Genomic DNA, 17,934 nt, shown 5'->3' on the forward strand with positions numbered 1-17,934 from the left:
GCGACACGTGGAGCTGACGGATACTAATCGATCGAGGCCTTCTCTTCAATTGATTTTTGTTTCAACCGTGTGTGTCGGTATCTAGTTTTGAAGGATGATCCTATTGCTTTTCTACAAGAAAAGCGATATAATTCTTCTTGTCAATTGAATAACGTGTCTGGTGACGATAGCGAAGAGGTCACACCCGTTCCCATGCCGAACACGGAAGTTAAGCTCTTCAGCGCCGATGGTAGTTGGGTTTCCCTGTGAGAGTAGGACGTTGCCGGGCACGTGAATGAGAACAGGCTGTGCGTTATGCGCAGTCTGTTTTTTTCTACTATCTAAACAAAAGAGAGGTCCTACATATGGATGCACATTTTGACACCAAGGTTGTTCAATCTACGCTAAAAACTAAGGCGCCTATTCGTAGCAAAACGACCCCGATTTATCAAACGAGTGCTTATTCGTTTCGTAGTTTAGATGAGCTGGAAGCATTTTATCAAGGGGACGAAACCGCCCCTTATTTATATACACGTGTAGGCAATCCAAACACGGACGAGCTCGGACAAACGGTGGCAAAGCTTGAGAATGCCGAAGCTGGGGTTGCGACGTCGTCAGGACTCTCTGCCATTCTTGCTGGCGTTCTTGCGGTGGCCAAGCAAGACGATCACATCGTCGCGACACAAGATTTGTATGGGGGCACTTATCAGCTTTTCTCTCATGAATTGAAACATCAGGGCATTGATGTAAGTTTCGTCGATTTTTCAAAAAGTCAGGCGATAGAAGATGCCATTCAAAGCAATACAGTGCTTGTGTACTCAGAATCGATTACGAATCCATTGCTTCTTGTCGAACCGATTGAGACGATTGCTGCCATCGCAAAAAAGAAACAAGTTGTTTTGATGGTAGATAATACATTTGCCACGCCTTATGTGTGTCGACCGTCAGATGCTGGGGCGGATTTGGTAGTTCATAGCGCAACGAAATACATTGGTGGACACAGTGATGTGACTGCTGGCGTGGTGGTCGGAAATGAAAAATGGATCACGAAAGCCCGGAGTGTTGTCGTGAATTTAGGCTTATCGCTAAGTCCTTTTGAAGCATGGCTTGCTTGCCGTGGACTTAAAACATTGAGCGTGCGAATGGAACGTCAGGTGACTAATGCCGAAGCTGTAGCATCTAAACTGTCAGGGTATCAAGGCATAGAAAAGGTGTATCATCCATCGTTGGCAGGTGAATCCATAGGCTGTGCCATCGTGACCATCGCTTTAGAAGAGAAGGCAGCTATGGATCGGTTCTTTGCCTCACTAAATTGGATTAAGTTCGTAGCGACGTTAGCAGGAGTTGAAACGACGGTATCGTATCCGATAGCGACTTCACATCGTGCACTCCCTCCAGAGCTGTTAGCCAATACAGGGATTACGAAGCAGCATGTCCGGATTTCCGTTGGTATTGAACATGTGGATGATATAGTTTCCAGCCTCAAAGAAGCTGTCGATGCAGCTTATTAGACGGCTTTATTGAAGAGCGTGGGAGAGTGTGTCAGAATAACAGTACGATGGAACAACTAGAAACGGTGGCGAGCGCTTTGGATGAATTCCAACTAATTCGTGCAATTACCCCAAAAACCCATTATCATGAGAAGCTTATTCTTGGCATAGGGGATGACGCAGCGGTGTTTCGCCCTGATGATGGGAAAAATATTGTTGTATGCCAGGACCAAATGGTAGAAGGCACACATTTTACTAAGACGACGATGGGAATGTCAGATGTGGGGTACAAAGCGCTTGCGGCAAATATTAGTGATATCGCTGCTATGGGCGCATGGCCAGCCTATTATCTCGTAACACTAACGATACCCAAGCATACAAATAAGGATGAGATACGTGATCTCTATAAAGGCATGCAGGAGCTTGCTTCATTCTACAGCATGGACCTGATTGGTGGAGATACGACGAGTGGGCCTGCATTGATCATCAATGTCACGGTATTAGGCTACGCCGATCCTAAGCAAATACTGACGCGTTCAGGAGCTCAGCCTGGTGATGTTCTCTTTGTCACAGGTTTTGTCGGTGAATCGGGAGCAGGGTTGGACACCCTTCTGAAAAATGGAAGGCATATGCGTTTTTTAGACATGGAGGCGGAGATTGTCAGAACTCATCAACGCCCAGTGCCGCGCTGTGTGGAAGGCCGTCTCCTACGTGAGGCAGGTAGTACATGTGCAAATGACATTAGTGATGGCCTTGCCAGTGAGTTGTGGGAAATCGCGGAAGCCAGCTCATCAACGCTTGTCATCGAAGAAGATGCTATTCAGTTTCGCGGCTATATGCTAACGCTTGAGCGAAAGCAGGCGCTTCAGTATGCATTCAGCGGAGGCGAGGATTTTGAGCTTGTCGGCACGATTGCAGCTGACAAATGGCCGCTGCTGGAAGAACTGTTTAAAGCGAAGACCTCAGTGCCTGTGACACGCATTGGGTATGTGGAGAGTGGACCTAGCCGTGTCCTCTCTCGACAAACCGGACGCGTGCTAGAAAAATCAGGGTACAATCATTTATCAAAAGGGGACAATCATGGCGACGTACGTGATTCATACGACAACTGAAGACGAAACGAAGGAGATAGCGCGCCGTTTAGGAGACGTAGTAGCACCAGGGACTCTGCTTACCCTAGAAGGAGATCTCGGGGCTGGAAAAACAACGTTTGTTAAAGGACTAGCGATTGGTCTCTCCATACAGGAGATCGTCAACTCTCCAACGTTTACGATCATTAAAGAGTATGAAGGTCGACTTCCTTTATACCATATGGACGCTTATCGTTTAGAAGGTGAAGAAGACGATCTTGGCCTTGACGAATACGTATACGGTCAAGGCGTTACCGTCATTGAATGGCCGGAATATGTTGAAGAAGTGCTTCCGGAGCAAAGGGTAAGTATCGCCATTGCTTATACAGAGAACGGTCGAACGCTGACGTTCAAAGCGGTGGGTCAGATCTATGAGGATTTATGTAGGGAGGCATTATCATGAAGGTGTTGGCCATTGACGCGTCAAATGCGGCGTTAAGTCTAGGATTGGCTGAGGATAAGCGGTTTGTTGCGGAAACGACTTCTGTCGGTTTGCGTAATCATGCCGTACGTTTGTTGCCAGCCATTGAGCATATGTTGGAAAGCGTTGGTTGGGTACCAAAAGATATCGGTACCGTCACGATTGCAAAAGGACCAGGGTCGTATACGGGTGTTCGGATGGGCGTGACTGTTGCCAAGACATTTGCCTGGTCCGTTGGCGCGAGGCTAGTGTCAATCTCTAGCCTTCAAGCGCTTAGCTTTAATGGGCCAAAGAGTGCGATGGTATGCCCCATATTCGATGCCCGGCGTGAACACGTGTATTCAGGGCTTTATCTAGACGGCATAAATCAGCTTGAGGATCGGTATGTTCATTTACAAGGTTGGATCGACGTTCTAAAGGACACTACGGACAAGCCGATTCATTTTATTGGCGAGCTTACCGAGCCTATACGTGATGTCCTACAGAAAGCATTTCAGGAACAGGCCGTGTTCGCATCCCTTCAAGCAAGTGTACCACGTGCCTCAGAGCTGGCGATTCGTGCAGAAGACTGGACGTCAGAAAGCAATGTCCATACTGTTGTTCCAGACTATTTAAAGCTGTCTGAGGCAGAAGCCAACTGGCAGCGCCGCACCACGTAGGGGGAGCCCAAATGCAGACATCTGTAACATTTAGACAAATGACGCTAGAGGACATAGACCAAGTGCTTCATGTAGAAAAGCATTCTTTTGCGACGCCGTGGAGACGGCAGGCATTTGTACAGGAGCTTTCCCAAAACCCTTATGCACACTATGTGGCAGCTGTTCATAATGAAACCGAGGTTGTCGGTTACTGTGGCGTCTGGATTATTCTTGACGAGGCGCATGTGACCAACATTGCCTTGCTTCCTAGGTACAGAGGGAAAAAGCTAGGCGAAGCGTTGCTCCATTGTGCGCTTGAAACAGTGAAAGCCAAAGGCGGGAAGACCGTTTCATTAGAGGTTCGATTGTCCAATAAAGTCGCTCAAAATTTGTACACAAAGTTCGGCTTTAAAAAAGGTGGCATTCGTAAAGGCTATTACACAGACAACAATGAAGACGCAATGGTAATGTGGGTGAATTTAACATGACAAACGAGTATATTTTAGCAATCGAAACGAGCTGTGATGAAACCGCTGCGGCAATTATTCGAGATGGAAAAACAATCGTATCAAACATTGTTGCCTCGCAAATGGATAGCCACAGTCGCTTTGGTGGTGTCGTTCCTGAAGTTGCGTCGAGGCACCACGTTGAGCAAGTGACGATGGTCATTCAACAAGCATTAGAAGAGGCGCAAGTGACGCCTAAACAGCTGACTGCGGTTGCGGTAACGGAAGGACCGGGTCTCGTTGGTGCCTTGCTAGTCGGCATTCAGGCGGCAAAGACGTTTGCTTTTTGTCACCAATTGCCACTCATTAATGTGCATCACATAGCGGGTCACATCTATGCTGCCCAACTCAGCGAACCGCTCACGTTTCCGCTTATCGCCCTTATCGTGTCTGGAGGGCATACGGAGCTTATCTACATGAAGGAGCATGGAAGCTTTGAAACGATTGGTCAAACAAGAGATGATGCCGCGGGCGAAGCGTACGATAAAGTGGCTCGGGTTGTTGGTCTGCCTTACCCTGGAGGCCCTGAAATTGATCGTTTGGCTGCGGTGGGAGAGGCAAACATCCCATTGCCTCGGGCTTGGCTGGAAGAAGGATCATTGGATTTTAGCTTTAGTGGACTAAAATCGGCAGTCCTAAATGCATGGCACAATGCAAAACAACGGGGGGAAACGATTGACGCTGCGGATATGGCAGCGAGTTTTCAAGCGTCTGTTATTGAAGTAATTGTCGCTAAAACAAAAGAAGCTGTTAAACAAACCAACGCGAGACAGCTTATTGTAGCTGGCGGCGTGGCATCGAACAAAGGACTACGCGCTGCCATACAGTCTGAATTTAACCAGTCTGAGGTCGTTGTGACGATTCCTCCCTCTGCTTTTTGTACAGACAACGCGGCAATGATTGGAGCGGCGGCAAGTATGGCGTGGGCTCGTGGCATTCGAGCACCTCTGTCCTTGAACGCTCGTCCTTCTTACCCATTGTCACAGTGGTTAAGTGGAGAAAATAATAGCTAAACCATTGAGCATTCACGTTATTCTCCTGCGTGAATGTTTTTTAAATCCGAGTCCGAAGATAGAAAACGAAGAGAATTACTAGGAAATAAGTGAAGACACGACTGTGATGTCTGCTATAATAGAGCTTGGAAAGGCACTTTTTAGTAAAGACATTCATTCAAGAAGGTGAATAACGTGCATACGTGGGCATTCTGGGACGACGGAGACCATCCCCCCGCCTTTAATATGGCGGCCGATGAAATGCTAATGAAGTGGCACAGGGAAGGCCATATTCCCCCGGTGCTTCGTTTTTATGGGTGGGACCCAGGGGGACTTTCTGTTGGATACTATCAGAAAACAGAAAATAGATTTAATACGGCAGAACTCAATAAAAGAGGCTTTGAGCTTGTTCGTCGCCCTACAGGTGGGCAAGCTGTGCTGCATCATAAGGAATTAACTTATAGCATTATCGTCTCTGAAGATTATCCAACGATCCCTTCCACAATTAAGGAAACCTATAAGGTGTTGTCAGAAGGACTTCTCCGAGGCTTTGCTAAGCTCGGTGTAGTCGCGGAATTTTCTTTTCCAGCAGAGAACAAGCCGCTTGGCACGGCCAATTGTTTTGAGGAAGCCTCCTATTACGAGATCAATGTAGAAGGAAAAAAGGCAGCTGGCAGTTCACAAACGAGACAAAAGGGGATTATCTTGCAGCATGGCTCGATTCCAATTTGGATGAGGGCTGAGGATTTGTTGGAGTTGTTTCATTACCCAAGTGAGCGGACAAAGGAGCGGGCTTATCAACGCTTTGCCTCTAAAGCATTTAGTCTTCAGGAAGTGCTCACTCCGGAAACGACATTAGCGGATATTCGCGCCGCCTTTTTCAATGGATTTCAGACGAGTCTGAATGTACCGTTTGAGAGGCTCGAGCTTTCGAACGACCAGGTAGAGGAGATCGAGCAGTTAGCAGCAGAAAAGTATCAGAATCCAGCTTTCTTATATTCTCGTTAGGAGGAAAAGACATGGCGAAAAAAACGATGGCAGAAAAACGCGAAGGCATGTTACGTAAACCGGAATGGCTGAAGATTGACTTTAATACGAACAAAGAGTACATGGATCTCAAAAAAATGATGCGCGAAATGAACTTACATACCGTTTGTGAGGAAGCCAAATGTCCAAATATTTATGAGTGCTGGTCTGTTCGCAAGACAGCGACGTTTATGATCCTTGGCTCCATTTGCACGAGAGGTTGTCGTTTCTGCGCGGTAACTTCAGGAAAACCGACCGAATTGGACTTGGCAGAGCCGGAGCGTGTGGCAGATTCTGTAGTGAAGATGGGACTAAAGCATGTGGTTGTTACAGCGGTGGCGCGCGACGATTTGGAAGACGGAGGCTCAGAGGTGTTTGCTGAAACGATCCGTGCCATTCGACGGAAAATGCCACAAACGACCATTGAGGTGTTGCCTTCAGATATGAAGGGGACGTATGAGAGCATCAAAACATTAATGGATGCCAAGCCAGACATTTTTAATCACAATATTGAAACAGTGAGAAGGCTTACCCCTACGGTGCGTCATCGTGCGACCTATGATCGCTCGCTTGAGCTGCTTGATCGTGTCAAATCCATCGCACCTGACACGCCAACGAAATCAAGCATCATGCTCGGGCTCGGGGAAACGAAGGAAGAAGTCATTCAAGCGATGGATGATCTACGTGCTCATCGTGTGGACATTATGACCATTGGCCAATACTTGCAGCCATCATTCAAGCATTTAAAGGTAGAAAAATATTACCATCCTGATGAGTTTGCGGAACTGAAAGAGATCGCTATGCAAAAAGGTTTCCAGCACTGCGAATCAGGGCCATTGGTCCGTTCCTCGTATCATGCCGATGAACAGGTGACACCAGAGGCGAGAGCACGACAAATGGGTGGCGGTTGTTCTATTTAATGTAAAAGGGGTTGTCCAACAAGTCATGGGTATGACTTTCGGACAGCCCCTTCGATGTGTATAATGGTTATCCACAAGCTTTTCCACATCGTACACAGCACACTCAGGTTTAAAGGATAATGCTTGTGGCAACTACACTTCTATTAAGAGTGGATATGTGTATAAGTTTGCGAAAAATTGTGGATAACGTGGATAACTTTGTGTATAACTTATCCTGACAGCCTTTTGTGCTGTGGATAAAAATGCTGTGCAAAAAATGGTTCTTGCATTTAAGCGTTATCTGTGGAGCATTCGTCCCATTCGACGAGCAAATCCTCTAGCGTTTGATTGGCTTGTTGTAGAGCCAGTTGGACGTCATGGGCTTTTTCATGATCTTCATACGTTTCAGGCTGCAATAATGCCGTTTCCAACGCATTGATTTCATTTTCTGTTTGCTGCATTAATTCCTCAATCTCAGCCATACGACGCTCCTGCTGGCGCTTTTTCCGCTTCGCGTCCTTCTGCTGCTCAAAAGACTCCTTCGACTCATTTTGTGCCCCATCTTCTTGGTCAGTTTTCGGTTGCTCTAGTGCATCAAGCGCGAGCCTTTCCTTTTCCTCTTCCTTTTTACGAAGATAGTAATCATAATCTCCAAGATAGGTTGTAAGTCCGCTAGGCAACAACTCAAGCACCTTTGTCGCAATTTGATTCATAAAGTAGCGGTCATGAGAGACAAACAATATCGTGCCTGAAAAGTGACTTAATGCCGCCTCAAGTACCTCTTTTGCATCAATATCCAGATGGTTTGTCGGCTCATCGAGCAACAATACGTTCGCTTTTTTGAGCATTAGAATGGCTAAGGCGAGGCGTGCCTTTTCACCACCACTCAACGTATTGACGATTTTCAAACAATCGTCACCAGAGAAAAGGAAATTTCCAAGGACCGTACGAATATCCTTCTCATCAAAGGACGGGTAACGGTCCCACAGCTCCTGAAGCACTGTTTTTGTAGAACGTAACTGTGCCTGTTCCTGATCATAAAAGCCGAGCGTGATGTTGCTGCCAAGTTGAAAGCTGCCTGTGCTTGGAGGCATTTGTCCACGCAGCATGTGCAACAACGTCGTTTTCCCGACGCCGTTCGGACCTACGAGAGCGGTGCGTTCCCCGCGGTCGATATGGAAGCTGGATGAAGGGAACAACGGCTCCTTTTGATCATCGTATTGCAATGTCACATCACGGACTCGCAACACATCATGGCCGCTGACCTGATCCGTTGGGAACGTAAAGGCTACCGATTTCTCCAGACCATCAGGACGATCCATCCAATCGCGTCTTTCAAGCTGCTTTTGGCGGCTTTGTGCTCGCTTTGTTGTGGATGCACGTGCAATGTTCCGTTGAACAAAATCTTCAAGTTTATGTTTTTCTGATTGCTGCTTCTCAAATTCCTTCAAGTCTCGCTCATACTGGAGCGCTTTTTGCTCCTGATAATACGAATAATTGCCAGAAAAGCGTTGAGAATGGGTTCTCGAAATCTCGTATACCTGATTCACAATCTTATCAAGGAAGTAGCGGTCATGGGAGACAAGCAGCAATGCGCCAGGATACCCTTGCAAATAGCCCTCAAGCCAAGTAAGGGTGTCAATGTCAAGATGGTTTGTTGGCTCGTCCAAAATGAGCAAATCTGGTTTTGTGAGCAGTAGCTTTCCAAGCGCGAGCCTTGTCTTTTGGCCACCACTTAAGGAAGACACGGTTGTGTGATAATAGTCAAAGCCGTTAAATTGTAAGCCGCTCAGTATCCCGCGGATATCGGCTTCAAGCTGATATCCATTTCGTGCTTCAAAATCCGCACGTAGAGTATCATATTCCTTCATTATTTTATTGTAGCTCGCTTCGTTGCTTAACGTTTCTTCGCTGCCCATTTTCGTCTCAAGCAAACGAATACGTTGTTCAATGGCCAGCAGGTCGCTGAACTCGTCTAGCATTTCATCCCAAATGCTTTTGTCAGATGAAAGAACGGCCTGTTGGGGCAAGTACCCGACAGAAACTGCATTCGGAATGATCAGTTCCCCTCCATCGTGTGGAAGCTCGCCAGCGATCATTTTGAGTAAGGTTGATTTACCGGCACCGTTTCGACCAACGACAGCAACGCGATCACGGTGTTTAATTTCCATTTTTATCGAAGACAATATGGTTTCAGCCCCATACGCTTTCGAAAGCTGGTTGGCTTGTAATATAATCAATAGATTGTCACCTCAATTCATGTCCAAGTGTAGCGCAAAAGCCTTTCATAGAGCAACTGTTTGCTAGTCGTCGGAAATGATTCTAAAATTGCAGTTCTAAGCAAATATGGTATGATTTAAGAAGATCTTTTAAGAGAAGACGAGCTGGAAAATAAACTATATCAGCGAACTTATATAGAAAATGTTTGGTTCGTAAAAAGGAAGGTGCTTTGCGCAGTGGATCATGAACAGCCTAAAATTCCCCAGGCAACAGCAAAACGATTGCCTTTATACTATCGTTTTCTAAAAAACCTTCACAGCTCTGGAAAGTCACGCGTGTCCTCCGCTGAGCTTAGCGAAGCTGTAAAGGTGGATTCAGCAACGATTCGGAGAGATTTCTCTTACTTCGGTGCGTTAGGAAAAAAAGGATACGGCTATAATGTCGAATACCTGCTTCGTTTTTTTCGTGAAACGCTTGATCAAGATGAAGTGACAAGAGTGAGCTTAATTGGCGTTGGAAATTTAGGAACGGCTTTTTTGAACTACAATTTTATTAAAAACAACAATACAAAAATTGAAATGGCATTTGATAGCGATCCAGACAAAATTGGGACAAAAATAAGTGAAGTTCCTGTGTATGGCATTGACGAGCTTTATCGAATGAGGGACAATGGTGTAAGCGTTGCGATCCTTACCGTTCCTTCGCCTGTCGCTCAGCCGACAACCGACCGTTTGATTGAAGAAGCTGGTGTACGAGGCATACTAAATTTCACCCCGGCTCGTTTAACGACTCCGCCAGAGGTGAGAGTGCACCATATCGATTTATCCGTGGAGCTCCAGGCTCTCGTCTATTTTCTTAAAACGTATCCCAAAGAAGGGGGGGAATAACGCATGCTAGGACCAGTGAGTATTGGGCTAATTGCCGTTGTTGGATTGCTCGTGTTTGGCCCCAAAAAATTACCCGAGCTTGGAAAAGCTGCCGGAAATACACTTCGTGAGTTTAAAAATGCGACCAAGGGATTAGCGGATGATGAAGAAGAACAAAAAGAACAAAAAGAACAAAAAGAACAAAAAGAACAAAAAGACCAGAATGACCAAAAGGCAAAAGCTGAGGTAGAGACTTCACCAAACGACAATCAGATCAATCAGACTAAATAGGGTGACGATCATATGAAAGACAATCTAAACTTACTCGTCGCAGAGCACATTGTTGAGCTGCGAAAACGTGTGATCATCGTGGTCGTTGCGCTTGTTGTGTTTACCATTTTGGGACTATTTTTGTCAGATCCATTGTTTGTGTACTTAAGTGAAAACGCCTATCAGGAAGACCTTAAAGGCTTTCGAGTACAGGACCCACTCAAGGTGTATATGCAGCTTGCTTTTATCATTAGTCTTATTTGCACGTTTCCTGTTGCTCTTTATCAGCTTTGGCGATTTGTCGCCCCGGGTCTTTTTTCCAATGAACGCAAAGCAACGTTAAGCTATATTCCGATTGCGATTGCGCTGTTTTTAGTCGGATTGGCGTTTTCGTATTTTATTCTTTTCCCGTTCGTATTAAACTTTATGCTTCAACTGTCAGAACGAATGGGCATCGAACCTATGGTTGGTGTGCAGGAATACTTTACGTTCTTGTTTCAGATCACGTTGCCATTTGGTGTGCTGTTTGAGCTGCCAGTGGTCGTGTTGTTTCTCACGCGTCTCGGGTTATTGACACCGACGCTGCTGAGGAAAATCCGGAAGTATTCGTATTTTGTCTTACTGATCATCGCTGGGTTGATTACACCACCGGATATCTTTTCACATATGATGGTGACCGTTCCACTGTTGCTGCTCTATGAATTATCCATTGTAATCTCAGCCTATGCGCTAAGAAAAAAGCAACGCAGTGAAAAGGCGAATGAACAGACAGTATAAATCAATAATTGCACACTGAAAACCAGTTTCATAGCGGAGAGCTGTGCAGAATGCATACAATTTTTGTAAAGAGGCTGAGACAGAGCTAGTTTATTTTTATAAAACTCTCGAACAATTCATTTGTTCGGAGTTTTTTTTTTTACAAGTAAGGCATTAACCGCTTCGTCAAAATACTTCGCTTTCCGCGGGCACGGCTTCAGCTTCCTCGGAAAGCAAGCTTTCCTGCGGGATCTTCAGCTCGCGCTGTTCCCGCAGGAGTCTACGTATGTTGACTACGCTGATGTTTGTTTCTGCTTAAATGGTTTTTATTTTGTCCCGATCTCATATAACGAGTAAGAAAGCGTGTTAAGGCGTGATTGCTTACCAAACAAGACAAGTAAATGCATCGTTTCAAGCAAACTTATATCACCTAGCGCAATATTGATGCAGTGGTGGCTTTAAGTTTAATCATCTTCAACACTGACTGCGCTGGAGTGGAAGCAAGGCGAGATAGATCGATTGACATCTTGAGAATAACACCAGCTGTATTCAGTATTTAAAGCAATGCTCACAATCCTGTATTTTTTAAAAGATCGCCATTTAGTACCTAAGCAGATCTCTACGCTTAATGTCACATCATAAAAAATGAGTGCATTAAAAGCAGCCACTAGCGAGACTCCAGCGGCAAAGAAAACACGATGAGGTCCTTTCGAATCGATGTTGCACTTGTACCCGTAGGGTGTAAAAGCGAGCTAAGCGAGACCCTACAGAGCTCGAAAGCGATCGAGGAGGCTCGCAGTTCGCCCGGCGGCAAAGAAATCACGATGAGGTTTTCTCGAGTCGATGATGCACTTGTACCCTTTAGGGTGAAAGCGAGCGTATGGCAGCTTGTATCAAAAGCAAGACAACATTGGTTTGTAGCTTTACCCAGTGATCTCTAAGCGTGCCTGCCAAATAAAAGGGGGGAAGTTGAGTTAACAAGCATAATTTTTCCAGGCTAAGAGTACTCTTTCGGCAAAAGCAAGGTTTTTCAGAGCTTTCATAGCGGACTGTTTTTTCTTTTCGGCGAAGAATGGTAAAATACTCAGAAGGAAATTGCGAGCGAAAGCGCTTGTCGTATTCGCCCAATCGTTAGTAAATAGGGAAAGGGGCCGTCTTTAGTGCCTATCTATGCCGTTATTGATATCGGTTCAAATACCGTTCGACTCGTCATTTACCAGGAGAAACCGTCTGGTCGCTATGAGGAGCTCCATAATGTGAAAATTGTAGCACGCCTTCGCGAAGATCTAACCGAAGATCTTGTCCTTACAGAAGCAGGCATTAAGAAATTAATTCATATTTTGACTCATTTTAATAACATTCTCGATGAGCAGCATGTGGATACGATGATCTGCGCAGCTACAGCGGCGATTCGTCAAGCGGTCAATCGCGAGGATGTGAAACGCCGAGTATCTCAGGAGACAGGATTGACGATGCGAATCCTTTCTGAAGAGGAAGAGGCCTATTATGGGTTTTTGGCTGTCAAACACTCGATCATGGTCTCAGAGGCGATCACAATTGATATTGGCGGGGGGTCTACAGAGCTTACATATTTCAAGGATCGCGATATCCAGGAAAGCATTAGTTTACCATTTGGTGCCCTTACCCTGAAACGCCGCTTTTTTAATGCAAAAGAGGATAAAGCTTCATTAGAGAAACTGCTCCTGTTTTTGCAAGCTCAATTTGAAGCGATTCCGTGGCTGCAAACGGGCATTCCGGTCATCGCGATCGGTGGAAGCGCACGCAATCTTGCCTTGATTCATCAAGGGCTGCATCATTATCCGATTGGTGGGCTGCATCAATATGAAATGGACCCAAGTGAGATTCCGACCGTGCTCAATGAGCTCATTTCATTGGATGTGTCTGATCGACAGAAAGTAGAAGGCTTATCAAAGGATCGAGCTGACATCATCATTCCCGCGATCAGCAGCTTCCAAGCGTTATGTGAATGTATCGAGGCTCCGAAATGGATACTAAGCCGAAAAGGACTACGTGAAGGCTTGCTGTATGAAATGATACACCGAAGCAATGGCGTGACGCAAAGTGAGGTGTCCGTTTTAGATAAGAGCATGACGGAGCTTGAAAACGATTTTGGTACAGATACGTCTGACACAGGTGAGGTCGTCCGTCTCGCCAAAATGCTTGCCGACCTCTTGGAAGAGCATCGTTTTTTTGAGCTCGAGGCGACAGATAGAAAGCTGCTTGAAAGTGCAGGGCGATTGTTTCAATTAGGCCAGTATATTGATCGCGAAGCTGCCAGCCAGCATACGTTTTACGTGTTGTCCAACCGGACTATTGACGGATTGTTTCATGAACAACGTGTAAAGTTGGCTCTTGTGGCCTCATTTCATTCCAAAAGCCGACTGGAAGAATGGGCGCAACCATTTAAGGGTTGGTTTTATAAAAAAGAACGCAAGACGCTGTCGTATTTGGGCAGTTTACTGAAGTTCTCCAAGGCGCTAAACGCGACAGATCGAAAAATTGTCGAAGCTATATCTCTAAAAGAGCACGAATCGCATGTCGAATTTATCATTCATTGTCGTAAGGACTGTCTCTCTGAATCCTATCAAGCGGAAAAATACATTAAGCATATTGAAAAAGCCATAAAAAAAGAGATTGTGTTAACGTTTGAGGAGATGGGTATGTAATTTACGTAAGCTTTACAGTGACAGAGTGGTTGCTTTGGTACACTTAAATTGACATACATAGTGAAAGGTGAGATTCGTGGCCGAGGAAAAAGAGAGACACTTACGAGATCATGCGTTTTACAACAATCGGGAGCTGAGCTGGATCGCCTTTAATATGCGCGTGCTTGAAGAGGCTGAGGATATTACAAATCCACTTTTAGAGCGCCTGCGCTTCTTATCCATTGTTTCTTCCAATCTAGACGAATTTTTTATGGTACGAATGGCTGGGCTCAAGGATCAAATTGAAGCAGGGTTTAACCAGCCAGAAAACAAGGCAGGTCTAACGCCTCGCCAGCAACTGTTTTTGGCGACTGAAGACACAACGACGCTTGTCGCGGAGCAATACGAGACGTACCAGCGCATTCTTAAAGAAATGCAGGAAGAGCTAGACGTCGCTGTGTTGCCATACAGTGAGCTAGATGAGGAGCAACGAAACCTTGTCGACACGTACTTTCATGACCATGTGTTTCCTGTGCTTACTCCACTAGCAGTGGATTTGTATCGGCCGTTTCCATTGTTGCTGAACATGAGCATTAATTTGGTGGCTCATCTAAAAAGCAAGGAAGGCGTTCAACGGCATGCCATTGTGCAGGTCCCAGCTGTGCTAGAACGGTTTATTCGATTGCGGACCAAAAATGGCGGTCACGTCATTGTGACGCTTGAGCAAATCATTGAAGCGCATATTGGTCAATTGTTTAAAGGCCACACCGTTCTGGCCGTTTCGCCTTTCCGAATTACACGGAATGCGGATTTGTCGTTCGAGGAAGAAGGGTCGAGGGATCTTTTAAGCGTGATTGAAAAGGAAATTCGCCAACGAGGACGCAAGGCTGTCGTTCGTATGGAAGTTGAGCAAGGACGAATGGAGGAGTCCATTCTGTCATTTCTATTGAAGGCGCATGCCATTGAACGTCGAGATGTCTTTTTCGTCAATGGCTCGCTTGATCTGACATGGCTCGATCCATTGTATGGCGAGCTCGAGCCGTTTTATGATAAGCACGTCTTTCCATCCCTCATGTCACAGCATCCGAAAATGCTCGGTCGTGATGAAGACATCTTTGAAGCTGTACGGAATCGCGATATCCTTCTTCATCATCCGTATGAATCGTTCCAGCCTATTGTTGATTTTATTGAGAAGGCGGCAGACGATTCGGAGGTCATGGCGATTAAGCAGACGCTCTACCGCGTCAGTGGAAAATCGCCGATCATTAAAGGCTTAAAGCGAGCCGCAGGCAACGGCAAGCAGGTGACAGTACTGCTTGAGCTCAAGGCGCGTTTTGATGAGGAAAAAAACGTACATTGGGCGAAAGAGCTTGAAGAAGCTGGCTGTCATGTCATCTACGGCATGGATCAGCTCAAAACCCACAGCAAAATCACACTCATCGTCCGCAAAACGCCTCAAGGCATCGAACGCTTTGTCCACCTTGGGACAGGGAACTACAATGACCAAACCGCAAGAATATATACCGATCTAGGGCTGCTCACCTCATCGCCTGCGCTTGGAGAAGATGCCACACACTTTTTTAATTACTTGAGCGGTTTTACAGAAGAACCCGAATACAACGAGCTTTCCGTGGCTCCATTTGCCATTCGTGAGGATCTGATTTTTTGGATTGAGCAAGAGATGGTACGACACCGTGACAATGGCGATGGGTACATCATAATGAAGGTGAACTCTGTCACCGACAAAGAGCTGATCGTCAAGCTCTACGAAGCCTCTTGCATGGGGGTAAAGGTAGATTTGATTGTACGCGGCATTTGTTGCTTGCGCCCTGGCATTCCAGAAGTGAGCGAACACATTCGTGTCTTCAGCATTGTCGGTCGATTTCTAGAGCACACGCGTATCTATTACTTCCGCTATGGAGGCGAGGATAAATATTTCCTATCATCGGCGGATATGATGACGAGGAATATGGAAAAACGCGTGGAGATCATGTTTCCTCTGAATGATAAGGAAATTAAAGAAGAAATCAATGCATGTCTCGAGATCATGCTGAAAGACAACGTCAAAAGCCGCTATCAAGATGAACAAGGCAGCTACCACCGCGTTCAAGCAGAGGGCAAAGCCCCGTTGAACAGTCAGAGGGTCCTTTTTGAACGCGCCATTCAGGCGGTGCATCAGGATGACGCTGTAAAGAAGCCGAAGAAGAAATAAATATGTAAAACCAGCATGAGTTTCGATCAAACGAAGCTCATGTTTTTTGGCGTATTCTAAGTGGAGTTCTCAACTTCCACACCCTAATTTAGGGGACACTCTTAGATAAAGATTGGTAAACCTGCAATTCAATGTTGTGGTTGCTTTTTATACAAGCTGCCATACGCTCGCTTTCCACGGGCGAACTGCGAGCCTCCTCGGCACTTCGTGCGCTGTGGGGTCTCGCTTAGCTCGCTTGTCCCGTTGGAGTCTCGCTAGTGGCTGCTTTTGATTCTTTTTCTTGCTCAGGCATGTCTCGCAAATATTTGTCATGAAATTTACTCAACCTAGCTAATTTCATATGTTGAAGGATTCTTTGCTTTTAAAATAAAGCTTCTTTATCTTTTGGAAGTGTAGGGTAGTGAACATAGTCCCTTCACTATACTGAATAAAGTAGGTGTTTTTCTCTTTATTTCAATAAACCTATCTCATATTGTCTCCATTAAGGCACGATCAGTTTTTAAGCTGATTTTAACGCTGCGAAAGTTGAATAAAGATGTAATTCGGCTTTAATACCACACAAAAAGCCCCTAATCCAACCGTCTGGATCAGGGGCTTTTGAGTGTCACTTCTTTTTCTTCGCTTGCTTGATCACATAGGCTGTGAAAAACAAGCGAATTGCTGTGCCGATGTCAAAGGTGGCAATTGCAAGAAAGGCAATAGTCGGAAAGGTCCACAAGCCGTTCATCATTGTGCTTTCGGCAGCCACATACAAAAACAGAATGCCCATTACTGAGTAGATGACCCCGTACACCGTTGGAGACAGGCGGCGCATTTAAAACCCTCCGGTGAGTTGAAGCAGGATAATATTGAGCTGTTCCTGATATTCTTCAAGCATTTCTGGGTCTATCATCGATTGTCCAACGACGACAAACAAGTTCATTAGCCCGTGGACGAGTATTGGGATAATAATGCGTTGTGTGCGTACATACAGGAAAGCAAACACAAAGCCCATGGATGTATAAATTAACAGGTGCGTAAAATCCATGTGGAGTACGGCAAAGGCCAGCGAACTGACGATACCGGCAATGAAAAAGTTCGTTTTCTTATACACTTGACCGAAAATGATTTTGCGGAAAATCAGTTCTTCAAACACTGGCGCGAAGAAGACCATGTAGAGCACAAACAATGGTGCGGCTTCGTAAATGTTCATTAGACCTGCTGTATTTTCCGACCCTACAGGAACCCTGAAAATATACGTTTCAATGGCAGCTGCAATCATTTGTGAGGTTAGCGCCAGCACGACGCCTAGGAAGATCCAGAGAATGGATTCTCCAGTGCTCGCTCCTCTGTCCCGTTTCCATATCCCAATCTCTCGTTCCTTCCGTAGCAACAGGAGGGTGACGATGAAGCCGATGACAGATGTAATCAGCAGAGAGTATGCCGTTAGCTCTGCATCTGAAGAAACATAGGGCGCGACGCCATAGGCGACCGGCAGAACCCCGAATTGTACAAAGAAGAATGTAGCAATAATCCACCAATACCGTTTTGGCATATATGTACCCCTTTTGCATGTAAAGTTATGTTTGTTGTCACTTCCGTTAGTTTAACATACCCGATTTGAAAAGGTTCAATCAAAGACCTTTGATCAATAGGTTGTCTTAGAAATGACGGCTGAATAATGTCTTCCCAACATCCAGTATATCAAAAGGAAGTAAAAATTAGACCAATTCATTGAGGTGATCGCGATTTCACCGCTTGCAAAACAAATCAGTTCCTGTCGAATGTTTTTTCAAGGTTCTCGCTTGCAAAACGTTTGGAGATTCTTTATCATAGGAACTGAGTTTAGCACTCTCATCGAACGAGTGCTAAAAAGGAAAATCG

Annotated in this window: 15 protein-coding genes, 1 rRNA gene and 1 pseudogene; 14 read left to right on the top strand and 3 right to left on the bottom strand. The window is 45.6% G+C overall.

Translation table 11 applies throughout. The features are described from left to right. The first annotated feature begins 156 nt into the window (after positions 1–156). From rrf to lipA, 9 genes are all read left to right on the top strand, one after another. Positions 157–268 (top strand): 5S ribosomal RNA (gene rrf, locus EV213_RS17845). A gap of 76 nt (positions 269–344) precedes the next feature. Beyond that, on the top strand, positions 345–1,490 hold the full coding sequence (locus EV213_RS17850; RefSeq protein ID WP_133581932.1) for a trans-sulfuration enzyme family protein: 1,146 nt from the start codon (positions 345–347) through the stop codon (positions 1,488–1,490). Between the two features lie 47 nt (positions 1,491–1,537). Next, positions 1,538–2,581, top strand: a complete 1,044-nt coding sequence (gene thiL, locus EV213_RS17855; protein ID WP_133581933.1) for a thiamine-phosphate kinase — start codon at positions 1,538–1,540, stop codon at positions 2,579–2,581. Further along, complete coding sequence (tsaE, locus tag EV213_RS17860) at positions 2,550–3,002, top strand: tRNA (adenosine(37)-N6)-threonylcarbamoyltransferase complex ATPase subunit type 1 TsaE (protein WP_133581934.1); 453 nt, start codon at positions 2,550–2,552, stop codon at positions 3,000–3,002. The genes thiL and tsaE overlap by 32 nt, the downstream gene beginning before the upstream one ends. Further along, a complete protein-coding gene (gene tsaB / locus EV213_RS17865) occupies positions 2,999–3,679 on the top strand; it encodes a tRNA (adenosine(37)-N6)-threonylcarbamoyltransferase complex dimerization subunit type 1 TsaB (protein ID WP_133581935.1) in 681 nt (226 codons plus the stop codon). Before tsaE ends, tsaB begins: the two co-directional genes overlap by 4 nt. Positions 3,680–3,690: 11 nt before the next feature. Further along, complete coding sequence (rimI, locus tag EV213_RS17870; protein ID WP_133581936.1) at positions 3,691–4,146, top strand: ribosomal protein S18-alanine N-acetyltransferase; 456 nt, start codon at positions 3,691–3,693, stop codon at positions 4,144–4,146. Beyond that, the gene (tsaD, locus tag EV213_RS17875) at positions 4,143–5,177 is read left to right on the top strand and encodes a tRNA (adenosine(37)-N6)-threonylcarbamoyltransferase complex transferase subunit TsaD (protein ID WP_133581937.1); all 1,035 of its coding nucleotides are present in this window, start codon (positions 4,143–4,145) and stop codon (positions 5,175–5,177) included. Before rimI ends, tsaD begins: the two co-directional genes overlap by 4 nt. Before the next feature lie 174 nt (positions 5,178–5,351). Then, entirely contained in the window at positions 5,352–6,164 is an 813-nt protein-coding gene (locus EV213_RS17880) for a lipoate--protein ligase family protein (RefSeq protein ID WP_341770358.1), read from the top strand. Positions 6,165–6,175: 11 nt separating this feature from the next. Next, on the top strand, positions 6,176–7,102 hold the full coding sequence (gene lipA / locus EV213_RS17885; protein ID WP_133581938.1) for a lipoyl synthase: 927 nt from the start codon (positions 6,176–6,178) through the stop codon (positions 7,100–7,102). Between the two features lie 269 nt (positions 7,103–7,371). Here the strand turns inward: lipA and EV213_RS17890 are convergent, their stop codons facing one another. Next, a complete protein-coding gene (locus EV213_RS17890; protein ID WP_133581939.1) occupies positions 7,372–9,321 on the bottom strand; it encodes an ABC-F family ATP-binding cassette domain-containing protein in 1,950 nt (649 codons plus the stop codon). A gap of 216 nt (positions 9,322–9,537) precedes the next feature. Between EV213_RS17890 and EV213_RS17895 the strand changes: the two genes are divergently transcribed. The 5 genes and pseudogenes from EV213_RS17895 (at position 9,538) to EV213_RS17915 (ending at position 16,071) form a co-directional block, all read left to right on the top strand. Then, positions 9,538–10,188 (top strand): redox-sensing transcriptional repressor Rex, encoded by a 651-nt coding sequence (locus EV213_RS17895; RefSeq protein ID WP_133581940.1) that lies wholly within the window; start codon positions 9,538–9,540, stop codon positions 10,186–10,188. Positions 10,189–10,191: 3 nt separating this feature from the next. After that, a pseudogene (locus EV213_RS21145) lies at positions 10,192–10,359 on the top strand (twin-arginine translocase TatA/TatE family subunit); the annotation flags it as partial. A gap of 111 nt (positions 10,360–10,470) precedes the next feature. Then, positions 10,471–11,214, top strand: a complete 744-nt coding sequence (gene tatC / locus EV213_RS17905) for a twin-arginine translocase subunit TatC (RefSeq protein ID WP_133581942.1) — start codon at positions 10,471–10,473, stop codon at positions 11,212–11,214. Positions 11,215–12,353: 1,139 nt separating this feature from the next. Beyond that, on the top strand, positions 12,354–13,880 hold the full coding sequence (locus EV213_RS17910) for a Ppx/GppA family phosphatase (protein ID WP_243740259.1): 1,527 nt from the start codon (positions 12,354–12,356) through the stop codon (positions 13,878–13,880). Positions 13,881–13,956: 76 nt separating this feature from the next. Beyond that, positions 13,957–16,071, top strand: a complete 2,115-nt coding sequence (locus EV213_RS17915; RefSeq protein ID WP_133581943.1) for an RNA degradosome polyphosphate kinase — start codon at positions 13,957–13,959, stop codon at positions 16,069–16,071. Positions 16,072–16,675: 604 nt separating this feature from the next. Here EV213_RS17915 and EV213_RS17920 read toward each other — a convergent pair. Both EV213_RS17920 and EV213_RS17925 read right to left on the bottom strand, forming a co-directional pair. Further along, positions 16,676–16,885, bottom strand: coding sequence for a DUF4305 domain-containing protein (locus EV213_RS17920; RefSeq protein WP_133581944.1), 210 nt, complete (start codon positions 16,883–16,885; stop codon positions 16,676–16,678). Next, entirely contained in the window at positions 16,886–17,605 is a 720-nt protein-coding gene (locus EV213_RS17925; protein WP_133581945.1) for a CPBP family intramembrane glutamic endopeptidase, read from the bottom strand. Positions 17,606–17,934 lie beyond the last annotated feature (329 nt).

The sequence above is a fragment of the Aureibacillus halotolerans genome (assembly GCF_004363045.1).
GTDB classification, from domain to species: Bacteria; Bacillota; Bacilli; order Bacillales; family DSM-28697; genus Aureibacillus; species Aureibacillus halotolerans.

Excerpts from the sequence above, each read along its gene's own strand:
- tsaD (WP_133581937.1), top strand. The coding sequence starts at position 4,143 with ATGACAAACGAGTATATTTTAGCAATCGAAACGAGCTGTGATGAAACC.
- EV213_RS17925 (WP_133581945.1), bottom strand. The coding sequence starts at position 17,605 with ATGCCAAAACGGTATTGGTGGATTATTGCTACATTCTTCTTTGTACAA.
- rimI (WP_133581936.1), top strand. The coding sequence starts at position 3,691 with ATGCAGACATCTGTAACATTTAGACAAATGACGCTAGAGGACATAGAC.
- tsaE (WP_133581934.1), top strand. The coding sequence starts at position 2,550 with ATGGCGACGTACGTGATTCATACGACAACTGAAGACGAAACGAAGGAG.
- tsaB (WP_133581935.1), top strand. The coding sequence starts at position 2,999 with ATGAAGGTGTTGGCCATTGACGCGTCAAATGCGGCGTTAAGTCTAGGA.
- lipA (WP_133581938.1), top strand. The coding sequence starts at position 6,176 with ATGGCGAAAAAAACGATGGCAGAAAAACGCGAAGGCATGTTACGTAAA.
- thiL (WP_133581933.1), top strand. The coding sequence starts at position 1,538 with ATGGAACAACTAGAAACGGTGGCGAGCGCTTTGGATGAATTCCAACTA.
- EV213_RS17850 (WP_133581932.1), top strand. The coding sequence starts at position 345 with ATGGATGCACATTTTGACACCAAGGTTGTTCAATCTACGCTAAAAACT.
- EV213_RS17920 (WP_133581944.1), bottom strand. The coding sequence starts at position 16,885 with ATGCGCCGCCTGTCTCCAACGGTGTACGGGGTCATCTACTCAGTAATG.
- tatC (WP_133581942.1), top strand. The coding sequence starts at position 10,471 with ATGAAAGACAATCTAAACTTACTCGTCGCAGAGCACATTGTTGAGCTG.